This is a genomic window from Pseudomonadota bacterium (assembly GCA_010028905.1).
Classification (GTDB): Bacteria; Vulcanimicrobiota; Xenobia; order RGZZ01; family RGZZ01; genus RGZZ01.
Window position 1 is genome coordinate 1 of the sequence record RGZZ01000016.1, and the last position, 16364, is coordinate 16364.

General features: G+C 65.8%; 15 protein-coding genes. 6 read left to right on the forward strand and 9 right to left on the reverse strand.

What is annotated here, in order from left to right; genetic code table 11:
- The coding region (locus tag EB084_02440) for an alanine--tRNA ligase (protein NDD27110.1) at window positions 1-2594 on the reverse strand (2594 nt) is incomplete at its 3' end.
- Between the two features lie 152 nt (window positions 2595-2746).
- The gene (locus tag EB084_02445) at window positions 2747-3181 is read right to left on the reverse strand and encodes a hypothetical protein (protein ID NDD27111.1); all 435 of its coding nucleotides are present in this window, start codon (window positions 3179-3181) and stop codon (window positions 2747-2749) included.
- Window positions 3182-3228: 47 nt separating this feature from the next.
- Between EB084_02445 and EB084_02450 the strand changes: the two genes are divergently transcribed.
- Together EB084_02450 and EB084_02455 are read left to right on the forward strand one after the other, a co-directional pair.
- Window positions 3229-5721, forward strand: coding sequence for an Hsp70 family protein (locus tag EB084_02450; protein NDD27112.1), 2493 nt, complete (start codon window positions 3229-3231; stop codon window positions 5719-5721).
- Window positions 5721-6071 (forward strand): hypothetical protein, encoded by a 351-nt coding sequence (locus tag EB084_02455; protein NDD27113.1) that lies wholly within the window; start codon window positions 5721-5723, stop codon window positions 6069-6071. Before EB084_02450 ends, EB084_02455 begins: the two co-directional genes overlap by 1 nt.
- 1330 nt (window positions 6072-7401) lie before the next feature.
- On the opposite strand, the gene EB084_02460 is transcribed toward EB084_02455, so the two are convergent.
- Genes EB084_02460 through EB084_02470 form a run of 3 tightly spaced genes read right to left on the reverse strand, consistent with a single transcriptional unit; the run spans window position 7402 to window position 9821 of the window.
- Window positions 7402-9351: a glycosyltransferase family 39 protein gene (locus EB084_02460; GenBank protein NDD27114.1), complete on the reverse strand. Its 1950-nt coding sequence runs from the start codon at window positions 9349-9351 to the stop codon at window positions 7402-7404.
- A gap of 18 nt (window positions 9352-9369) precedes the next feature.
- Complete coding sequence (locus EB084_02465; GenBank protein ID NDD27115.1) at window positions 9370-9558, reverse strand: hypothetical protein; 189 nt, start codon at window positions 9556-9558, stop codon at window positions 9370-9372.
- A complete protein-coding gene (locus EB084_02470) occupies window positions 9555-9821 on the reverse strand; it encodes a hypothetical protein (GenBank protein NDD27116.1) in 267 nt (88 codons plus the stop codon). Before EB084_02470 ends, EB084_02465 begins: the two co-directional genes overlap by 4 nt.
- Between EB084_02470 and EB084_02475 the strand changes: the two genes are divergently transcribed.
- Both EB084_02475 and EB084_02480 read left to right on the forward strand, forming a co-directional pair.
- Complete coding sequence (locus tag EB084_02475) at window positions 9805-10875, forward strand: FHA domain-containing protein (GenBank protein NDD27117.1); 1071 nt, start codon at window positions 9805-9807, stop codon at window positions 10873-10875. The genes EB084_02470 and EB084_02475 overlap by 17 nt on opposite strands.
- A 193-nt stretch (window positions 10876-11068) precedes the next feature.
- A complete protein-coding gene (locus EB084_02480) occupies window positions 11069-11344 on the forward strand; it encodes a hypothetical protein (GenBank protein NDD27118.1) in 276 nt (91 codons plus the stop codon).
- Between the two features lie 101 nt (window positions 11345-11445).
- Here EB084_02480 and EB084_02485 read toward each other — a convergent pair whose 3' ends face one another.
- Window positions 11446-12426: a carbohydrate kinase family protein gene (locus tag EB084_02485; GenBank protein NDD27119.1), complete on the reverse strand. Its 981-nt coding sequence runs from the start codon at window positions 12424-12426 to the stop codon at window positions 11446-11448.
- A gap of 164 nt (window positions 12427-12590) precedes the next feature.
- Here EB084_02485 and EB084_02490 point away from each other — a divergent pair, with 164 nt between their 5' ends.
- Entirely contained in the window at window positions 12591-13451 is an 861-nt protein-coding gene (locus EB084_02490; protein ID NDD27120.1) for a 5'-3' exonuclease, read from the forward strand.
- Between the two features lie 36 nt (window positions 13452-13487).
- Here the strand turns inward: EB084_02490 and EB084_02495 are convergent, their stop codons facing one another.
- Together EB084_02495 and EB084_02500 are read right to left on the reverse strand one after the other, a co-directional pair.
- Window positions 13488-14411 (reverse strand): hypothetical protein, encoded by a 924-nt coding sequence (locus tag EB084_02495; protein NDD27121.1) that lies wholly within the window; start codon window positions 14409-14411, stop codon window positions 13488-13490.
- The gene (locus tag EB084_02500; GenBank protein ID NDD27122.1) at window positions 14396-15175 is read right to left on the reverse strand and encodes an enoyl-CoA hydratase; all 780 of its coding nucleotides are present in this window, start codon (window positions 15173-15175) and stop codon (window positions 14396-14398) included. The genes EB084_02495 and EB084_02500 overlap by 16 nt, the downstream gene beginning before the upstream one ends.
- A gap of 120 nt (window positions 15176-15295) precedes the next feature.
- Here EB084_02500 and EB084_02505 point away from each other — a divergent pair, with 120 nt between their 5' ends.
- Window positions 15296-15589: a hypothetical protein gene (locus EB084_02505; GenBank protein NDD27123.1), complete on the forward strand. Its 294-nt coding sequence runs from the start codon at window positions 15296-15298 to the stop codon at window positions 15587-15589.
- 58 nt (window positions 15590-15647) lie between these two features.
- On the opposite strand, the gene EB084_02510 is transcribed toward EB084_02505, so the two are convergent.
- Complete coding sequence (locus tag EB084_02510) at window positions 15648-16334, reverse strand: hypothetical protein (GenBank protein ID NDD27124.1); 687 nt, start codon at window positions 16332-16334, stop codon at window positions 15648-15650.
- Between the last annotated feature and the right edge of the window lie 30 nt (window positions 16335-16364).

Sequence of the window (16364 nt, forward strand, 5' to 3'; positions counted from 1 at the left end):
ACATCCGGACCGCCACCCTGGGCCATGTCGGGTCGTCCGCCGCCCTTTCCGCCGACCTTCTCGGCCAGGACCTTGAGCAGATCACCGGCGGGCACGCGCCCTTTGACATCGTCACTCACCTTCACGAGGAGGGTTGCCTTGCCGCCATCGGCCTGACCGAGCACAACGACACCGCTCTTCAATTTTCCGAGCAGCTCGTCGGCGAGATTTCGCAGCCCTCCCCCATCGAGGTTCTCGACCTGCTGGGCGAGAACGCGAACGCCGCCCAGGTCTCGCGCTTGTTCGACGGCCCCACCCGCGGCCTGTGAGGCCATCTTCATCTTCAGGCTGTCGAGCTCGCGCTGGGCTGCCTTGAGCTGTGCAGAGAGGCGATCGATCTGGTCGCCGAGGGCGTCCGGTGTTGTGTTGAGGCGCTGGGCCAGGTGTCCGACCTGCGATTCGAGGGCCTGGTAGCGGTTGAACGCGCCCACCCCGGTGAGCGCCTCGACGCGTCTGACGCCGGCCGCCACCGATGCGTCGGAGACGATCTTGAGCAGGCCGATGTCTCCGGTGGCGCGCACGTGCGTGCCGCCGCAGAGCTCGCGTGAGAACCCGGGCACACTGACCACCCGCACGCGATCGGCGTACTTCTCGCCGAAGAGGGCCATGGCGCCGCTCTCCACGGCTTGCTCGAGCTCCATGAGATCGGTGCTCACCGACAGGTTGCGCAGGATCTCGACGTTCACCAGTCGCTCGATCTCGGTGACCTGGTCTGACGTCAGGGCGGCGTAGTGGGTGAAGTCGAAGCGCAGGCGTTCCGGTGCCACGAGCGATCCGGCCTGCTTGACGTGGGGGCCGAGAACCTGTTGCAGGGCGGCGTGCAGCAGGTGGGTGCCGGTGTGGTTGGCGCGCACCCGATCGCGTCGGGCATCATCGACGTGCCCCGTGACGAGGGCCCCCTCGGCCAGGCGACCGTACTCGAGCACCCCGCGATGAATGATGACGCCGTGCAGGGGCGCCTGGGTGTCGTTCACGCGGAAGCGCGCATCGTCGCTCTCGAGGAACCCGGTGTCTCCGACCTGCCCGCCGGATTCGGCGTAGAAGGGCGTGCGATCGAGAACGAGCTCGGCCTCCTGACCTTCCCCGATCTCGCCCACGCGAGCCTCGCCCACGATGATGGCGCGGATGCGCGACCCGCCCGTGGTGGTCTCGTGGTAGCCGGTGAAGGTCGACAGCTGCTCTGAGAGCTGGGTGTAGACCTCGCGGGTCTTCTTGGCGGCCGCCCCCTTCCAGCTCTCCCGAGCGCGCTGGCGCTGTGACTCGAGCTCGGTCTGGAACGCCGCCCAGTCGACGGTGTAGCCGCTCTGCTCGGCGATGTAGGTGATGAGGTCCTCGCGCAGGCCGTAGGTGTCGTAGAGCGTGAAGGCGTCGGCGCCGCTGATGGCGGTGCTCTCAGTCTTCCTGATGATGTCCTCGAGGCGCTTGATGCCGGACGCAAGGGTCGAGGCGAAGAGGCGGTCTTCCGTGGTCACCACCTGGCGGATGATGTCTCGCGCGGCCACCAGCTCGGGGTAGGGTCCGGCCATCAGGTCGACCACGAAGTCGGTGATCTGATGGAAGAACGGGGAGGGGAGGCCCAGGCGATGCCCGTGCCAGAGGGCGCGCCGCATGATCTTGCGCAGCACGTAGGCGCGACCGTCGTTGCCGGGAAAGATGCCGTCGGTTATGCAGAAGGCGGTGGCGCGCGCATGGTCGGCGATGACGCGCATCGAGAAGGCGTTCTCGCTGTCTTCGTCGGTGGGCACGCCGCCGGCCTCCACCGAGACGTACGGCTTCCTCGAGAGCTCGCTGATGCGGTCGATGATGGGGCGGATGAGGTCGGTCTCGTAGTTGGTGCGCTTGCCCTGCATGATGGTCGAGATGCGCTCGAGACCCATGCCGGTGTCGACCGAGGGCTTGGGCAGCGGGGTGAGCGCGCCGGTCTCGTCGCGGTAGTACTGCATGAACACGAGGTTCCAGATCTCGATGTTGTCATCGCCCGTGCCGTTGACCTTGTCGGGAGTGTTCTGCGACATGTCGTCGCCCATGAAGTAGTGGATCTCTGAGCACGGCCCGCAAGGGCCGGTCTCGCCCATCTCCCAGAAGTTCTCTTTCTCGCCGAACTTCAGGATGCGGTCGGCGGGGGCGCCCACGGCCTTCCACAGCTCACCGGCTTCGTCGTCGTCCTTGTAGATGGTGAACCAGAGCCGATCGACGGACAGGCCGTAGTGATGCACGATGAGATCCCAGGCGTACGCGATGGCTTCGCGCTTGAAGTAGTCTCCGAACGAGAAGTTGCCCAGCATCTCGAAGAAGGTGTGATGGCGCGCCGTGCGTCCTACCTCGTCGAGATCGTTGTGCTTGCCGCCGGCGCGGACGCACTTCTGCGACGTGGTCGCGCGGCTGTAATCGCGCTTCTCATTGCCCAGGAAGACATCCTTGAACTGGTTCATGCCCGCGTTGGCAAACAGCAGGGTCGGGTCCTTCGGCAGCAGCAGGGGTGAGCTCTTCACCGGGCGATGGCCCTGCTCGGCGAAGTAGTCGAGGAACTTCTGGCGGATCTCGTGACCGGACATCTTGTGCATGGAAGAATCTCCTTGAGGTGACGATGACGCGACATGTGCGTGCGCGCCGAAGGGTTCAGCGGGGGGAGCGCATTTCGTTCCCGTGATGCCACCGCCCTGCGTGGCGCGCAGGCATGCCATCGACGAGACGCCAGGCGCGAAGATCAGTCGTCGTCGTCATCGCTCTCGACGACTTTGAACGGGCCTTCAGCCGTGAGGTGTCGGTGCTGCCCCTGCCAGAACGAGCACTGACCCTTCACCTTGTCTCCCACCTTCAGTCGCGACACCTCGTCTCGGGTCGCCATGATCACCAGGGCGGGCGGTTCTCCCGCGGCGGGCGGTGCGCATGCGGTGTTGAGACGGCTGGGCCTGGGCTTGACCTTGAAGTGCGACAGGAAGACGGTGCCGTTTGGTCTCACCGCCGCGACCTGGCCCTTCACCTTCAGGTCGCGGTAGAGGCAACGTCTGTCAGCCCCCGCTCCCGCGGTGCGGGAGACGAGCAGGGCCAGCAGCAGGGTCAGCAGGAGGCGGAGGGTGGCACGGGGGGCGGCAGACATGCGGCAGGGTCTCTCTTCGATCGGGTGTTGCTTCGGCTTCAACCTCGGGTTCCCGGGTCCTTCATCAATGAACGGTTCCCGCGTGGGGAATGAGACGGGTCAGAGCACGGCGAACCCATGCGGACATGCGCATCACGACATCGTACCTCGGCATCGACCTCGGAACCACGAACTCTGCGGCCGCCGTCTTCGACGGTGAGAAGACCCAGATGGTGCGCACCGCGCAAGGCGGTCTTCTCACCCCGTCCGTGGTGCGCATCGACGGGCGCGGCAACATCACGGTGGGAGATCGCGCGCGCCGCCTTCTCGAGACCGATCCGACGAACACGCGCGCTGAGTTCAAGCGGCTCATGGGAACAGGGTCGTCGATCGAGTTCGCCGCCAGCGGTCGCTCGCACACGCCGGTCGAGCTCTCGGCCGAGGTGCTCAGATCGCTCTGTCGCGACGTGGCAGACCAGTTCGGGCTCACCCCATCGCAGGCGGTCATCAGTGTTCCCGCCCTCTTCGAGCTGCCCCAGGCGTCAGCGACCTCCGAGGCGGCGCGGCTGGCAGGGCTGGAGAGGGTCGAGCTCATTCAAGAGCCCATCGCCTCGGCGCTCGCTGCCGGCTGGACGAAAGGCGACGATGAGGGGTACTGGCTGGTCTACGACCTCGGGGGCGGAACCTTCGACGCCTCGCTGCTCGAGACGCGAGATGGCTTCCTGCGGGTTGTGGGGCACGATGGCGACAACTTCCTCGGGGGGCGTGATTTCGATGCCGCCATCGTCGACTGGGCGCTGGCGGCGTTCAACACCGAGCATGGGCAGTGCCTCGAGCGTTCCAACCCGTCCCATGCGTCTGCCATACGCGTGCTCAAGATGGCTGCGGAAGAAGCCAAGATCGCCCTCTCGCGGTCGGAATCAGCGGTGATCTCGGTTCCCGATCTGGTGAACGGCCTCCCGCTCGACCTCGATCTCGATCGTACCGCGTTCCGCGGCCTGACACAGGCGCTCGTCGATCGCTCCATCTCCGTCTGTCGGCGGCTGCTCGAGCAGCATCGTGTTCCCGTGAAAGGTCTTCATCGCATCGTTCTCGTGGGGGGGCCGACCCTCATCCCGTTCCTGCGAGAGCGGGTCTCCCATGTCTTGAACGCACCGTTCAGCGAGAATCTCGACCCCATGACCCTCGTGGCCCAGGGGGCTGCGCTCTTCGCCGGCACGGTCGGGCTCGCGATGGCCCCGCGACCCGATGAAAGCGAGCAAGGGGCGCCGGTGTGGCTGCAGTATCCTCCGGTCTCCACCGACCTGAGCCCCCATCTGGTCGGGCGCCTCGTGGGTGACGCCGCGGTCGACAAGGTCGTGGCGGTTCACGTGAGACGCGCTGATGGCGCCTGGAGGAGCCCGGAGATCGCGCTCGGAGAGCAGCGATCCTTCGTGGTGACCCTCGAGCTCATCGCGCGGGCGTCTTCGGAGTTCCGCCTCGAGGGACTCACCGCCGAGGGCAGTCCGGTTGCACTGAGCCCATCGTCGTTCAGCATCGTCCAGGGGCTCACCATCAGCGATCCCCCACTGTCGCGCTCCATTGGCGTAGCGCTCTCCGACGACACGGTGCGGGTCTTCCTCCATCGCGGTGCGCCTCTTCCGGCGCGGGCCACCATCACGCTGCACACCGTAGAGACCGTCGTGAAGGGGGCAGGCGATCTCAGTCTGGGCATCCCCATCGTCCAGGGGGAGGCCTCGCGCGCGGAGCTCTGTCGCCTTGTGGGCACCGTGAAGATCTCGGGCACCGAGGTCAACGCCAGCATCCCTGCCGGGACAGCCGTGGACGTCACCATCGAGGTCGACCGCAGCGGGCGGCTTTCGTCGCAGGCACTGGTCACCTCGGTCGGACAGATGTTCTCGCATGTCGTGCACCTGAGCATCCCGGACGCCCGACCAGAGACGTTGCAGGCGGCCAATGATCGCGTGGTGCAGCGCATCTGGGAGCTCAAGGCCAGTGGATCAGATGCGGGGCTCTCCATCACAGACGCGCTCGAGCTCGAGCTGGCCCTGGGCCGGGTTGCACGTGACATCGACGCGGCCCGCGGCGGAGATGACGACGCAGGGCAGAAGGCGCGACGACTGCTCCAGGACGTGGAGCTGCGGCTCGAGGCGTTCGACACCAGGAAGCAGCTTCAGGCCGTCATGCGGGAGCTTCAAGCCGCGCTCGTCTTTGCGTCGGGTCAGGCCAGCCGTGACGGAACCGAGGTGGAGCGGCGCCTGTTCAACGAGATCGAGGCAAACGCGAGAAAGGCAAAGGAACAGGGCGACATCGGTGAGATGCAGCGCTGCACGGTTCAGCTCGATCGGCTGGGCGCGGGAATTCGCATGCGTGATGACAGTCTCTGGTATGCCCAGCTCAAGTACTACCAGCGGGCAGTCTTCATGGCGCGAGATCCATTGCGTGCCAAGGCACTGCTGGAAGAGGGCGACGCTGCTGCGTCACGGGGAGACGCTGCGACAGTGAGGCGCATCTGTGGCGCGCTCGGACCGCTGTTTCCCCAGAGCGACAGCGCTGGACGGGGCAGAGACGGGGGGAACACGCATGATTCCGGGGTGCGCTGATGCCTGATCTCGATGCGTGCATCGTCGCAAACGCGTTCCTCGTTCTCGCGCTGACTCCGGCGTGTGATCGCGCGGCAATCGAGCGGGAGGGCAAGAAGCTGCTGGGGCTGCTCGAGCTCGGAATCGGGCAGGCAGCGACGTACGCCACGCCGCTCGGGACGCAGGCCCGGACACCGGAGATGGTGCGTCAGGCCATGGCGGATCTGCGCGATCCGCGCACCCGCGTGATGCACGAGCTGTGGTTCGACGTCGCGGAAGAGGCGGAACGCTGCAAGGGCAAGGGGCAAGAGGTTCTGCCGATCAGCCTGGCCTGGCGTGGGGCGCGGCGCATCCTGGGATGGGGGCGTTGAGCGGCATGCACCCGCCGCGCGCGTCGGAGGAGGTCGGGTGATCGTCTACCAGCTCATCATCATCTACTACGGGCTGCTCGTCGCCATCCTCAGCTGGCGGGCCAAGGCCAGCGAGAACCTCTGCACCTCGCTGTGGGCCGCGAAGCTCAGCAGAGACACGATAGATCCCGCTATCACAGCCGCCTGCTTCGATTTCGCAAGCATCGCGTTTGCCGTGCTGATTCCGTGCGCGGCGCTCTACGCCGGCTGCTGGCCGTTCCTCGCGGCGCTGCCGGCCATTGCGGTCACGCTCTTCCCCTATGCGCTGGCGCGTCATGTCATGGTGCCCCTGGGAGAGAGCATCCCGGCATACTGGCTGGCCTTGATCTCGCGCCAGCCATTTGGAAGGTTTCGCGTGGCGGGGGCCGTTGGGATCTCTGCGCTGGCCGTCTTGCATCAGCGCCAGCCGAGTTCGCTCGAGGTCGTCCGTCTCGAGGCGCGCCTGGCCGCTGTGCTCGTCACCGGGGAGAGCGAGACCCTCCCGGGGCGAAGGAGATCAGGCGATATCGGCCCTGCAGAGGCGTTCGTCTCGTTCGGGGCGGCTTTTGTCTCGGCGGTGCGTGGCGATCTCGAGGCAACGCGTCTTCTGTTCGAGCGCCTCGAACAAGCGGGTGAGGACACCTGTGGACCTGAGGTCATGCGCATCGCTTTGGAGTGGCGATGCGCGGATGCGGCTGAACGCGGCGACTGGAAGCTCATCGATCGGTTGGTCTCTGCCGCGCGCAGCCCAGGCGTGACGCTTCGATTTCTTGCTGCGGTGGGACGTTGCCTCGAAGGACGCGCCGCGCTCACGGGGGCGGCTGAGATGGAGGCGCTCTGGCGACAAAGTCCGGATCGGGAGAAGCTCCGCCCGCTGCTCGACCGTGCCCGCAGGCCCCGGCCTGTCGTTGCGCACGAGCACGAGGAGAGTGCGATGTCCCCTTGTCAGCGGGCCCTCGCAATGCTCGCGTGCCTCTGCCTCGAACGCCCCGAAGATCCGGAAGGCGCTCTGCAGGCCTTTGGAAGCGCCTGGCACGACGCGATAGATGACCCCGGGCTGTCTTCGAGATTGCTCACGCGAGGGGCCACTCTCGGCGTGGCCGATTGCGACAGCCTCCTCACCGATCTCAATGAACAGGTGCGTCAGCACGTCTCCGCGCTGGCGCATCGAGATGGGGTCTCCCTCGAGGCGCTCCGCTCTGACGCAGGCTTGCTTCGCGACGCGGGGGCTTCGTTGCGTTCGGCCCGCTTGCGAACCCTGGGACAGACATTGACCGCGCTCGAGCAGCGCTGGCGCGCCGATCGTCGCCTGTCAGGTCACCACGAGGGTCTGGAGGTGGAGGCCATCTTCGACCAGGTTCTCGAGCTCACCCGTTTCGGAGACATATCTGACAGGCGCGTCGTCTATGCGATGCTCGAGGACGGGCTTCATCGCTATGCATTCTGGATGAGCAACAAGCGACGTCAGGCAGAGGTCGCAAATCGCGTGTTCTGCTTCATCGCGATGCAGGGCTTCATCTGTCAGGACGATGGCATCTACGACGTTCATCTCAAGAATGCCGCGCTGGCGTGCTAGATCATGGCGCGAGATCTGGCTCTCGAAGCGCGGCTGAAGCCGCGCCTCTGGCAATCCATCTGGGCCGAGGTCGGCATTTTCGGCCGTTCTCCTAGCGCACGCGGAGGATGGTTTCCCGCTGGGTCTGCGCAACGGTCTCGAGATGGGCGCGCACCTCTGCGGGGAGGTGTGAGAGCGCGTCTGTGCGGGTGACCATGACGCCATCAGCGCCACGCGAGATCCAGGCGCGCAGCGAATCCTCGTGGCGCAGCTCCTCGTAAGGGCCATCGTCACCGTAGAAGACGATGCCGAAAACCCCGGGACCGTAGAACGCGCGCCGATCTGTGGGGCGTGACGCGACGCGCAAGGCCATTGCGACCTCTTGGTCACCGTGATCAGGAAGAGTCCGGCGCCCAGTGCGCTGAGCATCACGGGAACCGCGGACGTTCCCGGGCGGGCCGCCGCGCCCACGGCGGCGCCGAGCGCAATGCCCTGCAGCAGGAAGGCTGCGCTGGCTGCGTGGAGGGCGGGTAGGGGAGCCGCGGTCCAGGCTTCTCCCTTGAACGCCACAAGTGCGCTGAGGCACAGGCTTGCCGCCGACGCGAGACCGAAGGGCACCACGAGCGATTGTCGTTCCCCGATTCGCGCACACCAGCCTCCTACGGCCAGGGCGCACGGGGGCAGAATGAGCAAGGTGTAGCTGGGCAGCTTGGTCGAGGCCAGAGAGAGACCGATGAGGGGAGCGCCCAGCCAGCAGATGATCAGGCGCGCCCGCGCATCGGTTGCGCGGCGCTCCCACAGCGCGCGGAGCGCGGGCGGCAGCAAGGGCGACCACGGGAGGAATCCGGCGGAGAGAACCGCGAGGTAGAGCCAGAAAGGCCCGCCCTGATGCTCGACCTGGGTCGTGATGCGGCCGATGAAGTAGTATCCGAGAACCGTTTGCGCGAAGGCTGCGCCGTGCAGCGCCAGCTGTGTGGCGTACCATGCGCCGCCGATGACGAGCGCCACCGGCATTCCCCACCCCCACGGGATTTCGCGCAGTCGCCGCGTCTCACGGCCCAGTGCCGTGAACGCGATGATGATCGCCATCGGGTAGACGAGGCCCCATGGTCCTTTCACCAGACACGACAGTCCCAGCGAGACGAAGAACAGGCGCCAGGCCTTGCCATCGCCGAGCCAGCCTCGATGGAATGCGAGCATCGTGAGGGTGAGGAAGAACAGGAAGGTCGAATCGATGATGGCCATCCGGCTCTCGACGAAGTACAGCGGGTTGAGAAGCAGTGCGAGCGCCGCTGCAACCGCTCCCCAACGCCCGACGAGGTCGCCCCCCATGGCGACGATCAGCGCAACCCCCGCGGCGCCGAACACGACTGCCGGCAGTCGCGCGGCAATCTCGTTGATTCCGAGCAGGTGAAAGTCTGCGGCCATGAGCCAGAAGAAGAACGGGGGATGGTTGAGCCACGGGCGACCGTTGAAGTGAAGCGTGACCCAGTCGCCGCTCGTGAGCATGGCGCGTGAGATGACGGCGTAGGTGGTCTCGTCACGTGACCAGAGGGTGCTGTTTCCCAGGCCGAGCAAGAGGAGTGCGAGAGCCAATGCGAAAGCCGCCGCAACCGCCACGCGAGATCCAAGAGGGGCGAGGTTGTTTGATGGCGGGTCTGACGGCTGGGGAGGAGACGACTCAGGCGACGCTTCGGGCCGATTCACGCCACCGTCGGGCGCTCTTCAGGCGCCACAGCACTTCTTGTGCTTCTTGCCGCTGCCGCACGGGCATGCGTCGTTGCGCCCCACCTTTGGCGTGTCACGCACGTACGGCACCTGCGGCGCGTGGTGGTGATTGCAGCCTGGGCCGTGCACATGCTCGGGTTCGCTTGCCGGGCCTGTCGGTTCGGTGGAAGGATGGGGGGTGCTCATGGTCGAGGGGCCTCCGATCGGGAGAGATCTGGGGGAGCATCGCCATCGGACAGGGCGCGCACTCCGATCAACAGGCGCATGGCAAACGCAGCCTGACAGGCACTGCCGGGTCTCAGGTCTCCCTGAACGACCTCCGGCCCGATGCGCGCCGTGTGACGAACGCCAGAGCGGTCACCATCGAGGGCGTAGGTGAGATCGAGGTAGCGGCTGCCGTGAATCTCGAGGGGGCGAACGTCGATCACCTCGATGCGATGCTCGCCCATCAGCGGTGCTTCCATGGGCTCGCTGGTTCCACGCGGGAGGCTGACTTCCTGGTTCTGTGCCGTCATGGGCCCGGCTGCGGTTGGGAGACTGCAACCGCCTGAGCAGGAAGGTCTTGTGAATGACGTGAATTGCCCGACAATGGCTCCGAATTCAGACGAAGAGACGTCACGGCTGCACCTGCCCGGCAGCCGAGGAGAAGCCAATGACGGCTTGTTCCTCCTTCACGTGCTGACAGGCGGGCAGGCTGGTCGTGAGTTTCCCATCACGCATGACGGCTTTGTGCTCGGTCGTTCCTCTGACGCCAGCCTCATCCTCGATGACTCTGGCGTGAGCCGCAAGCACGCCTGCTTCAATCAGACGACCGATGGCCTGCTCACCGTGTCTGACCTCGGATCGACCAATGGCACGTTTGTGAACCAGGAGCGCGTCGACTCCAAGATCGTGGCGCACGGCGACCTGGTGTCGCTCGGAGGTGCCGTCAGCCTGCAGGTGCACTTGCGTCGGCGCGTTCAATCTCTCCCAACAGACGACACCACTTCGTCGAAGGGCGCATTGAGCGTCGGGAAGACCCTGGTGCTCGGCCCACTCGAACGCATCGCGCTCGAGACCACTCGCGCGATGCGTGCAAGCCGGCCGATGCATCTGGCCCTCATCGAGGTAGAGCTGCCATCTGGCCAGGAGAGCGGCTCTGACAGCGATGTGGCATATCAGCTCGTGAAGAAGTGCTTGTCGCGCCACACGCGTGCCACCGATTTCATTGGGCGCTTCGACAGCGATCTGATCTTCATCATCGTGGGCGGACACTCTGAAGAAGAGGCCGCTGAGAAGTTCTCATCGATTCACACCGAGCTCGACAGCCTCCAGCTGCCGGTGACCATGCCGGACGGTTTCGATCAGTATGTTCGTCCGATGAGCTACATCGGGTATGTGGCCCTCGAAGGGAGCATCGACACGCAGCCCGAGTCGCTTGTCTCGGCTGCGAGACGTGCGCTCGACTCCGCGAAGAAGCCGAACGGCAAGCGCCTTCGAAAGGGCAACACGTCGAATCTGTAGTGGTGTTGTCGTGTGCCAGACGGGTATGACGCGCGCGAAGTGGCTGCCACAAGAAGGAACCCTGGCAGGCGTGGGGAAATCTGCTCGCCTTCGCAACGTGAGGGCGCGGGTGAGAGCCGCTCTTGCAAGCGCTCACCACACGCTGGCCGTAGACAGCACCCATCCATCTGTCCCACATCCGCAGGAGGCTCCGATGAACGCCGCAATCCTTGAAGTCGCACAGAAGATTGCCGATGGCAACGACCTTTCGATTCGCGATGTCATCGCGCGCTTTCGTCGTGCCGGGGTGCAGTTCCGAACAGAGACGACACGCTCGTACGACACTTCGCCACAAGACGAGAACGTTCTGCTCGGCTACTCGTTCGAGGGCTTCTTCTATCCCTACAGCGAGGAAGAGAACCGCGCGCTGCTCGAGAAGCTCGTGCTGCAGGCGCGCCCGCGAGAGACCCGTCCGGCCGACCTGAACTGAAATCGCCGCCGGAGGATGGCGGTCTGACGCGAGAGCCCAGAACGAAGCAGCGCGAGGGGGGTTCCTCGCGCTGCTTCGTTCTGGGAAGATCGCAGACCGTTTCAGACCGTCTGGAGGCGAGGCCCGAAGTTCTCGGTGTAGCGGTGGTCGAACTCCTCGAGGGTGTACGAGTGGTTCTGTGTGCCGAGCAGCTCGATGGCATAGGCGGATGCCACGCTTCCCATGCGACCGCAGACTTCGAGGGGCAGCCCCTGGAGCAGGCCCGCGAGGAAGCCCCCGCGGTAGGCATCTCCAGCACCTGTCGGGTCGGTGACGGCTTTCGGTCTTGCCGCAGGCACGCTTACGTGCTGGCCGTCGCGGGTGTGGATCTCGCTGCCCTTCTCCCCGTAGGTCACCACGATCATCTGCACGTCTTCCGCGAGGAGCTGCTCGCGGGTGCGGCCGGTCTTCTCACAGAACACCGCGAACTCGTAGTCGTTGAGGATGAGGGCGTACGCCCCCTTGGCGCTCTCGAGCAGGCGGTCACCGTCCATGGCCGTGACCTGGAACGAAGGGTCGAAGAAGATCTTCAGGCCGCGCTCGCGCGCTTCGCGGCAGTGGCGCACCATCGCGTCTGGCGCGTCGGGTGCCACGATGACCCAGGCGCAGTCAGGGTCGACGCTCTGGGCGAGGCTGATGGTGTGCGCCTTCGCCATGGCACCCGGATGAAACCCCGTGATCTGGTTGTTGGCGCGGTCGGTCGTGATGTGGCACGACGCCGTGGGGTTCTCGTCGAAGATGGTGACCCCGGAGGTGTCTACACCGTGCGAGCGCAGCCACATGTCATAGTCGGCAAAGTCACGCCCGGCTGCGGCCACCACACGTGGTGACTGGCCGAGAAGCGCAAGGGTGTAGGCGATGTTCGCGGCGCAGCCGCCTCGCTGCTTCTTCAGCTCGCCCACGAGGAAGGAGATGTTGATGACGTGCAGTTTGTCGGCGAGGATGTGATCCTTGAAGTTGCCGGGAAAATCCATGATGAGGTCGAAGGCGAGGGAGCCTGTGACGGCGATCTTGCCACCGCCAACCTGCGTGGGGTTCGACATGGGGGCCTCCTGGGGCTGAGCCTGTTGCTGTGTGATGGGGAGACGCACCGCTCGACTGACGTGGCGTCTGTACGGTCGCGGAGCGGCACAAGCGGCGGGGCTTCGACGCCTGATGCGCCCTTCCTGCGCAGGAGCACGGTTCAGCGGCGAGAATCGTCGGGTTCATGCTGCTGCTGGTCGACTACTCGAGCCTCCTCTACCGTGCCTATCACGCGACGCCCTCGAGCATCGCGGCGAACGGGGTTCATGGCTGCCTGGGCATGCTTGCCCGTGTCATCGCTGATCGCAGGCCGCGCGCGGTGGCCCTGGCCGTCGACGACGACTGGCGCCCCGCATTTCGTGCAGAGGTAATTCCCGCCTACAAGGCCCACCGCGTCGCGGATGAAGGTGACGCGGAGAGCGACCCCGTGCTCGAGCAGGAACCCGTGGGGCGTGCCGTGTTCGCGGCGCTCGGCCTGGCCGTGGTGGGCGCTGCAGGCTACGAGGCAGACGACGTCATCGCCACGCTCTGCGCCGCCGCTGACGAGCCGGTCGAGATCCTCTCGGGAGATCGCGATCTCTTCAGCCTGGTGCGAGATCCGGACGTACGGGCGCTCTACCCGGTGCGCGGCGTGAAGTCGCTCGAAGTCGTCGATGAGGCCTGGATCGCCCAGCGCTATGCAATCCCCGGTCGGGCCTACGGCGACTTCTCCCTGCTCAGGGGCGATCCGTCTGACGGCCTTCCCGGCGTACCCGGCATCGGCGAGAAGACCGCGGCTGCTCTAATGACACGGTACGGCTCTATCGATGCGATTCTCTGCGCGCCAGACCTTGCTCCGGGGATTCGAAGGCGTCTCGACGACGCTCGCGACTACCTCGAGGCGGCACGGCGCGTGGTGCTGCCGGTCTCGTCGGCTCCCCTGGGTCCGCATCTTCCACTCGCGCTGCCGGCAACTGTTTCAGACGCCGAGGCGCTCGCGCGCCTGGCCTCGCAGCACGGGCTCACAGGCGCGATTGCTCGCTTCCGGGGAATCCTGGGCATCTGATCCGGGACTGTCTCGACGGAAAAAGGCGCGGCCTCTCTAGGGGGCCTTCACGAAGATGACCCAGTCCGCCTCGTGCTCCCAACGAGGAACGTCAGCGCTGCCGAGGTCTTCCACCGCAACGATGCGAACCGTGGCAATGCGCTCTTTCGGCAGCCTTTCGCGCAGGCAGGTGTAGAGCCCCAGGTTCCCGTCAATATGGAACCCGCCGCTGATGTGGAGGACAAGGGGCGGATTGGGCCGCCTGCGCTCGAGGGCGTCGGCGATGGATTCAGCCATGGTGTCGTCCTTGAGGCACTGGGCCGCGAAGTAGCGGTCGAGGCGGTCTGCGCCGGCGTGGGCGTGCATCGTGTCATCGAACCGCTTGCGGTAGGGGCCGTCCGCGATTGTGGTGTGACGGGCGAAGAGCCACCGATGGTCGGCGGGAAGGGCGTCGAGAGCGCCCACGCCCTCAAGCGCCACCGCCGCCGCCAGGGGGCGCGGCACGTTGCTTGCCAGCACCGGGAGCTTGCGCGCGCGTGCGGTGTCGAGCAATGGCTTGTAGTCGCTGGTGAAGCTCGGCCACGGCCTCGCGTCGGCCATCAGCGCGGCATCGTCGATCTCGCCGTTGAGCCAGCGATCGAGCGTCACCTGAACGTCTCGCTCGAACATCTCCAATGCGAGCACGACGTGCGGACATCGCTGGGCCAGATCGTTGAGGAGCGCGTTCTCACAGGCGTGCGTTGCGGGGCTGTCGTGGGCCTCGCCCACGAGAACCGCGTTCTCCTTTGCGAGGTGCTCGAGCATCACGCTCCACGCAACGAAGCCGTGCTTCCAGCCGTCATAGACCCGCGTGCCGGCGGCTTGCGCCCATGAGTCGGCTGTCAGTGAGAGCGCCAGAATCGCCAGGGCGACGCCCATGCGGAGGAAGGAACCGCGTCGCTGTCGCCCCTCGCGCCGGGGGGCGGTCATCGCCCGCTCCACGAGGGCTTGCGCTTCTCGAGGAACGCGCGCATTCCCTCACGCGCGTCGTCGGCCAGCGCGTTCACGGTCATGACCTCGCTGGCGAGCGCGTAGGCGGCGGCTTCAGACACGTCGATCTGGGCGTGGAACGCACGTTTCCCGATGGCGATGGTGAGGGGGCTGGCTTCGGCGATGCGACGGGCCAGCTGCTTCGTCTCGGTGCGAAGCACCTCTGGTTCGACCACCATGTTCACGAGGCCCCAGTCCGAGGCGCGCTGCGCGTCGATGCTCTCGCCGGTCAGCAGCATCTGCATGGCTCTCTTTCGCCCGATCGCGCGGGACAGCGCCACGCTCGGCGTGGTGCAGAACAGCCCGATGCGCACTCCCGGCGTGGAAAAGGTCGCCTCCGTCGAGGCGACGGCGAGGTCACACGCAGCCACGAGCTGGCAGCCCGCGGCGGTTGCGACCCCCCCCACCTCGGCGATGACGGGACGCGGGTGGCTGGCGATGCGCGCCATCATGCGGCTGCAGGTCTCGAACAGCGCGCGCAGACCCGCGATGTCTGCCTCGAGCACCTCGCTCAGATCGTGCCCTGAGCAGAAGACCTTGCCTGCGGCCCGCAGAACGACGACGCGCACTTCTGTCGCGGTGGCGAGGTGATCGAGGCACGCGATCATCTCGCCCATCATGTCCAGCGAGAGCGCGTTACGGCGCTGTGTGCGGTTCATGGTCACCATCGCCACACCGCGCTCGATCTGACAGGTGATGCTCTCGTACGTCGTCATTCGCGGGTCTCCTCGAATCGTTCTGGTCCGTAAGCGTCGATCGTGAAGGAGCATGTTTGGTCGCACGCCAAACGCTCCTGCCATCCACGCTAGAATACCTGACGACAAGGAGACATACCTGTGAGCTCGATAGACCACGAGTCCGAGATCGATGCACAAGAGGAAGAGATCGACTTCGAGGACCTCCTCGCGCTCGACGCCATCGAACCCACCGACGCGGCCAAGATCGCCCGCGATATCACGGTGGCCTGGGTGCAAGGCAACAAGTACGAAGACAATCTGACCGAAGAAGAGGTCGCGATCTTCTTCAAGTCGATGTATCAGGCCGTGCGCTTCCCGACGCTCATCGAGGAAGATGACCTCGACGACGACGACGACGATGAGGCCGACGGCGACAGCGAGAAGCAGGGCTAGCACGACGGGCGCGGCGAGAGATCGCAGCGCCCGTCTTGTTCGCGGGACATCTCAGCGCTCAGGGATGTTTGTGTGCCTTCTGCGGTTCGCCGTGGAACGTCTTCCTCAGGTTCTCGACCACGCCGCCGGTCTCGGCGAAGCTGAAGCCCTGGTGCACGCGCTCAGCCCCTTCGGCAACCCGGTGGAGGCCGGAGGGCAGGCCCTTGACGTTCGCCATGCCGCCCAGCAGCATGCTTCCCGCGCCGATGGCCGCGGCAGTGACGTTCACCGCGTTCGGCTCGTGAACGGCTTCAGCCACGCCCCTGGCCACGTTGAACACGGTGAGCACCTTCGGCTGGGCCATGGAGGCCGCGTACTCGAGCGGAGAAGGGCCGATTCGCTGCCAGTGCGGTCTGGCCTGGTTTCCGAAGTTGCGCATGCCGTTCACCTCTGCGGCGAACGGATCGAGGGTGCACATGGCGTCGACGCTCTCCTGCGATCGACGGTGCGCGTCGGCCTCGGCTCTCGACATGGCGTTCGGGTCGGCAGGCCCGATGTAGGTCTCGTGACGGGGAGGCAGGTTGGGCTGCTTGATGCCCACGCCAGGAAGACTGGATTCCTGGCGGTTCACGGTGGGCAGTGAGACGCGGGTGGCGTCTGCAGGTACGGGCGTGTGGGGCAACGAGAAACGGCGTGCGCCAAGAGACATGGCATCCATGATGGCAACCTCTCCCTCACGGCGAGCGACGCGGCCCGTGTTCCGCACTCGGCGGGGGCGCGCGACGTCGCCTTTCTT

Bases quoted from the DNA above. Each gene is read 5' to 3' on its own strand.
- EB084_02450 (NDD27112.1), top strand. From the start codon at position 3,229: ATGAGACGGGTCAGAGCACGGCGAACCCATGCGGACATGCGCATCACG.
- EB084_02455 (NDD27113.1), top strand. From the start codon at position 5,721: ATGCCTGATCTCGATGCGTGCATCGTCGCAAACGCGTTCCTCGTTCTC.
- EB084_02465 (NDD27115.1), bottom strand. From the start codon at position 9,558: ATGAGCACCCCCCATCCTTCCACCGAACCGACAGGCCCGGCAAGCGAA.
- EB084_02475 (NDD27117.1), top strand. From the start codon at position 9,805: ATGCGATGCTCGCCCATCAGCGGTGCTTCCATGGGCTCGCTGGTTCCA.
- EB084_02470 (NDD27116.1), bottom strand. From the start codon at position 9,821: ATGGGCGAGCATCGCATCGAGGTGATCGACGTTCGCCCCCTCGAGATT.
- EB084_02480 (NDD27118.1), top strand. From the start codon at position 11,069: ATGAACGCCGCAATCCTTGAAGTCGCACAGAAGATTGCCGATGGCAAC.
- EB084_02485 (NDD27119.1), bottom strand. From the start codon at position 12,426: ATGTCGAACCCCACGCAGGTTGGCGGTGGCAAGATCGCCGTCACAGGC.
- EB084_02490 (NDD27120.1), top strand. From the start codon at position 12,591: ATGCTGCTGCTGGTCGACTACTCGAGCCTCCTCTACCGTGCCTATCAC.
- EB084_02500 (NDD27122.1), bottom strand. From the start codon at position 15,175: ATGACGACGTACGAGAGCATCACCTGTCAGATCGAGCGCGGTGTGGCG.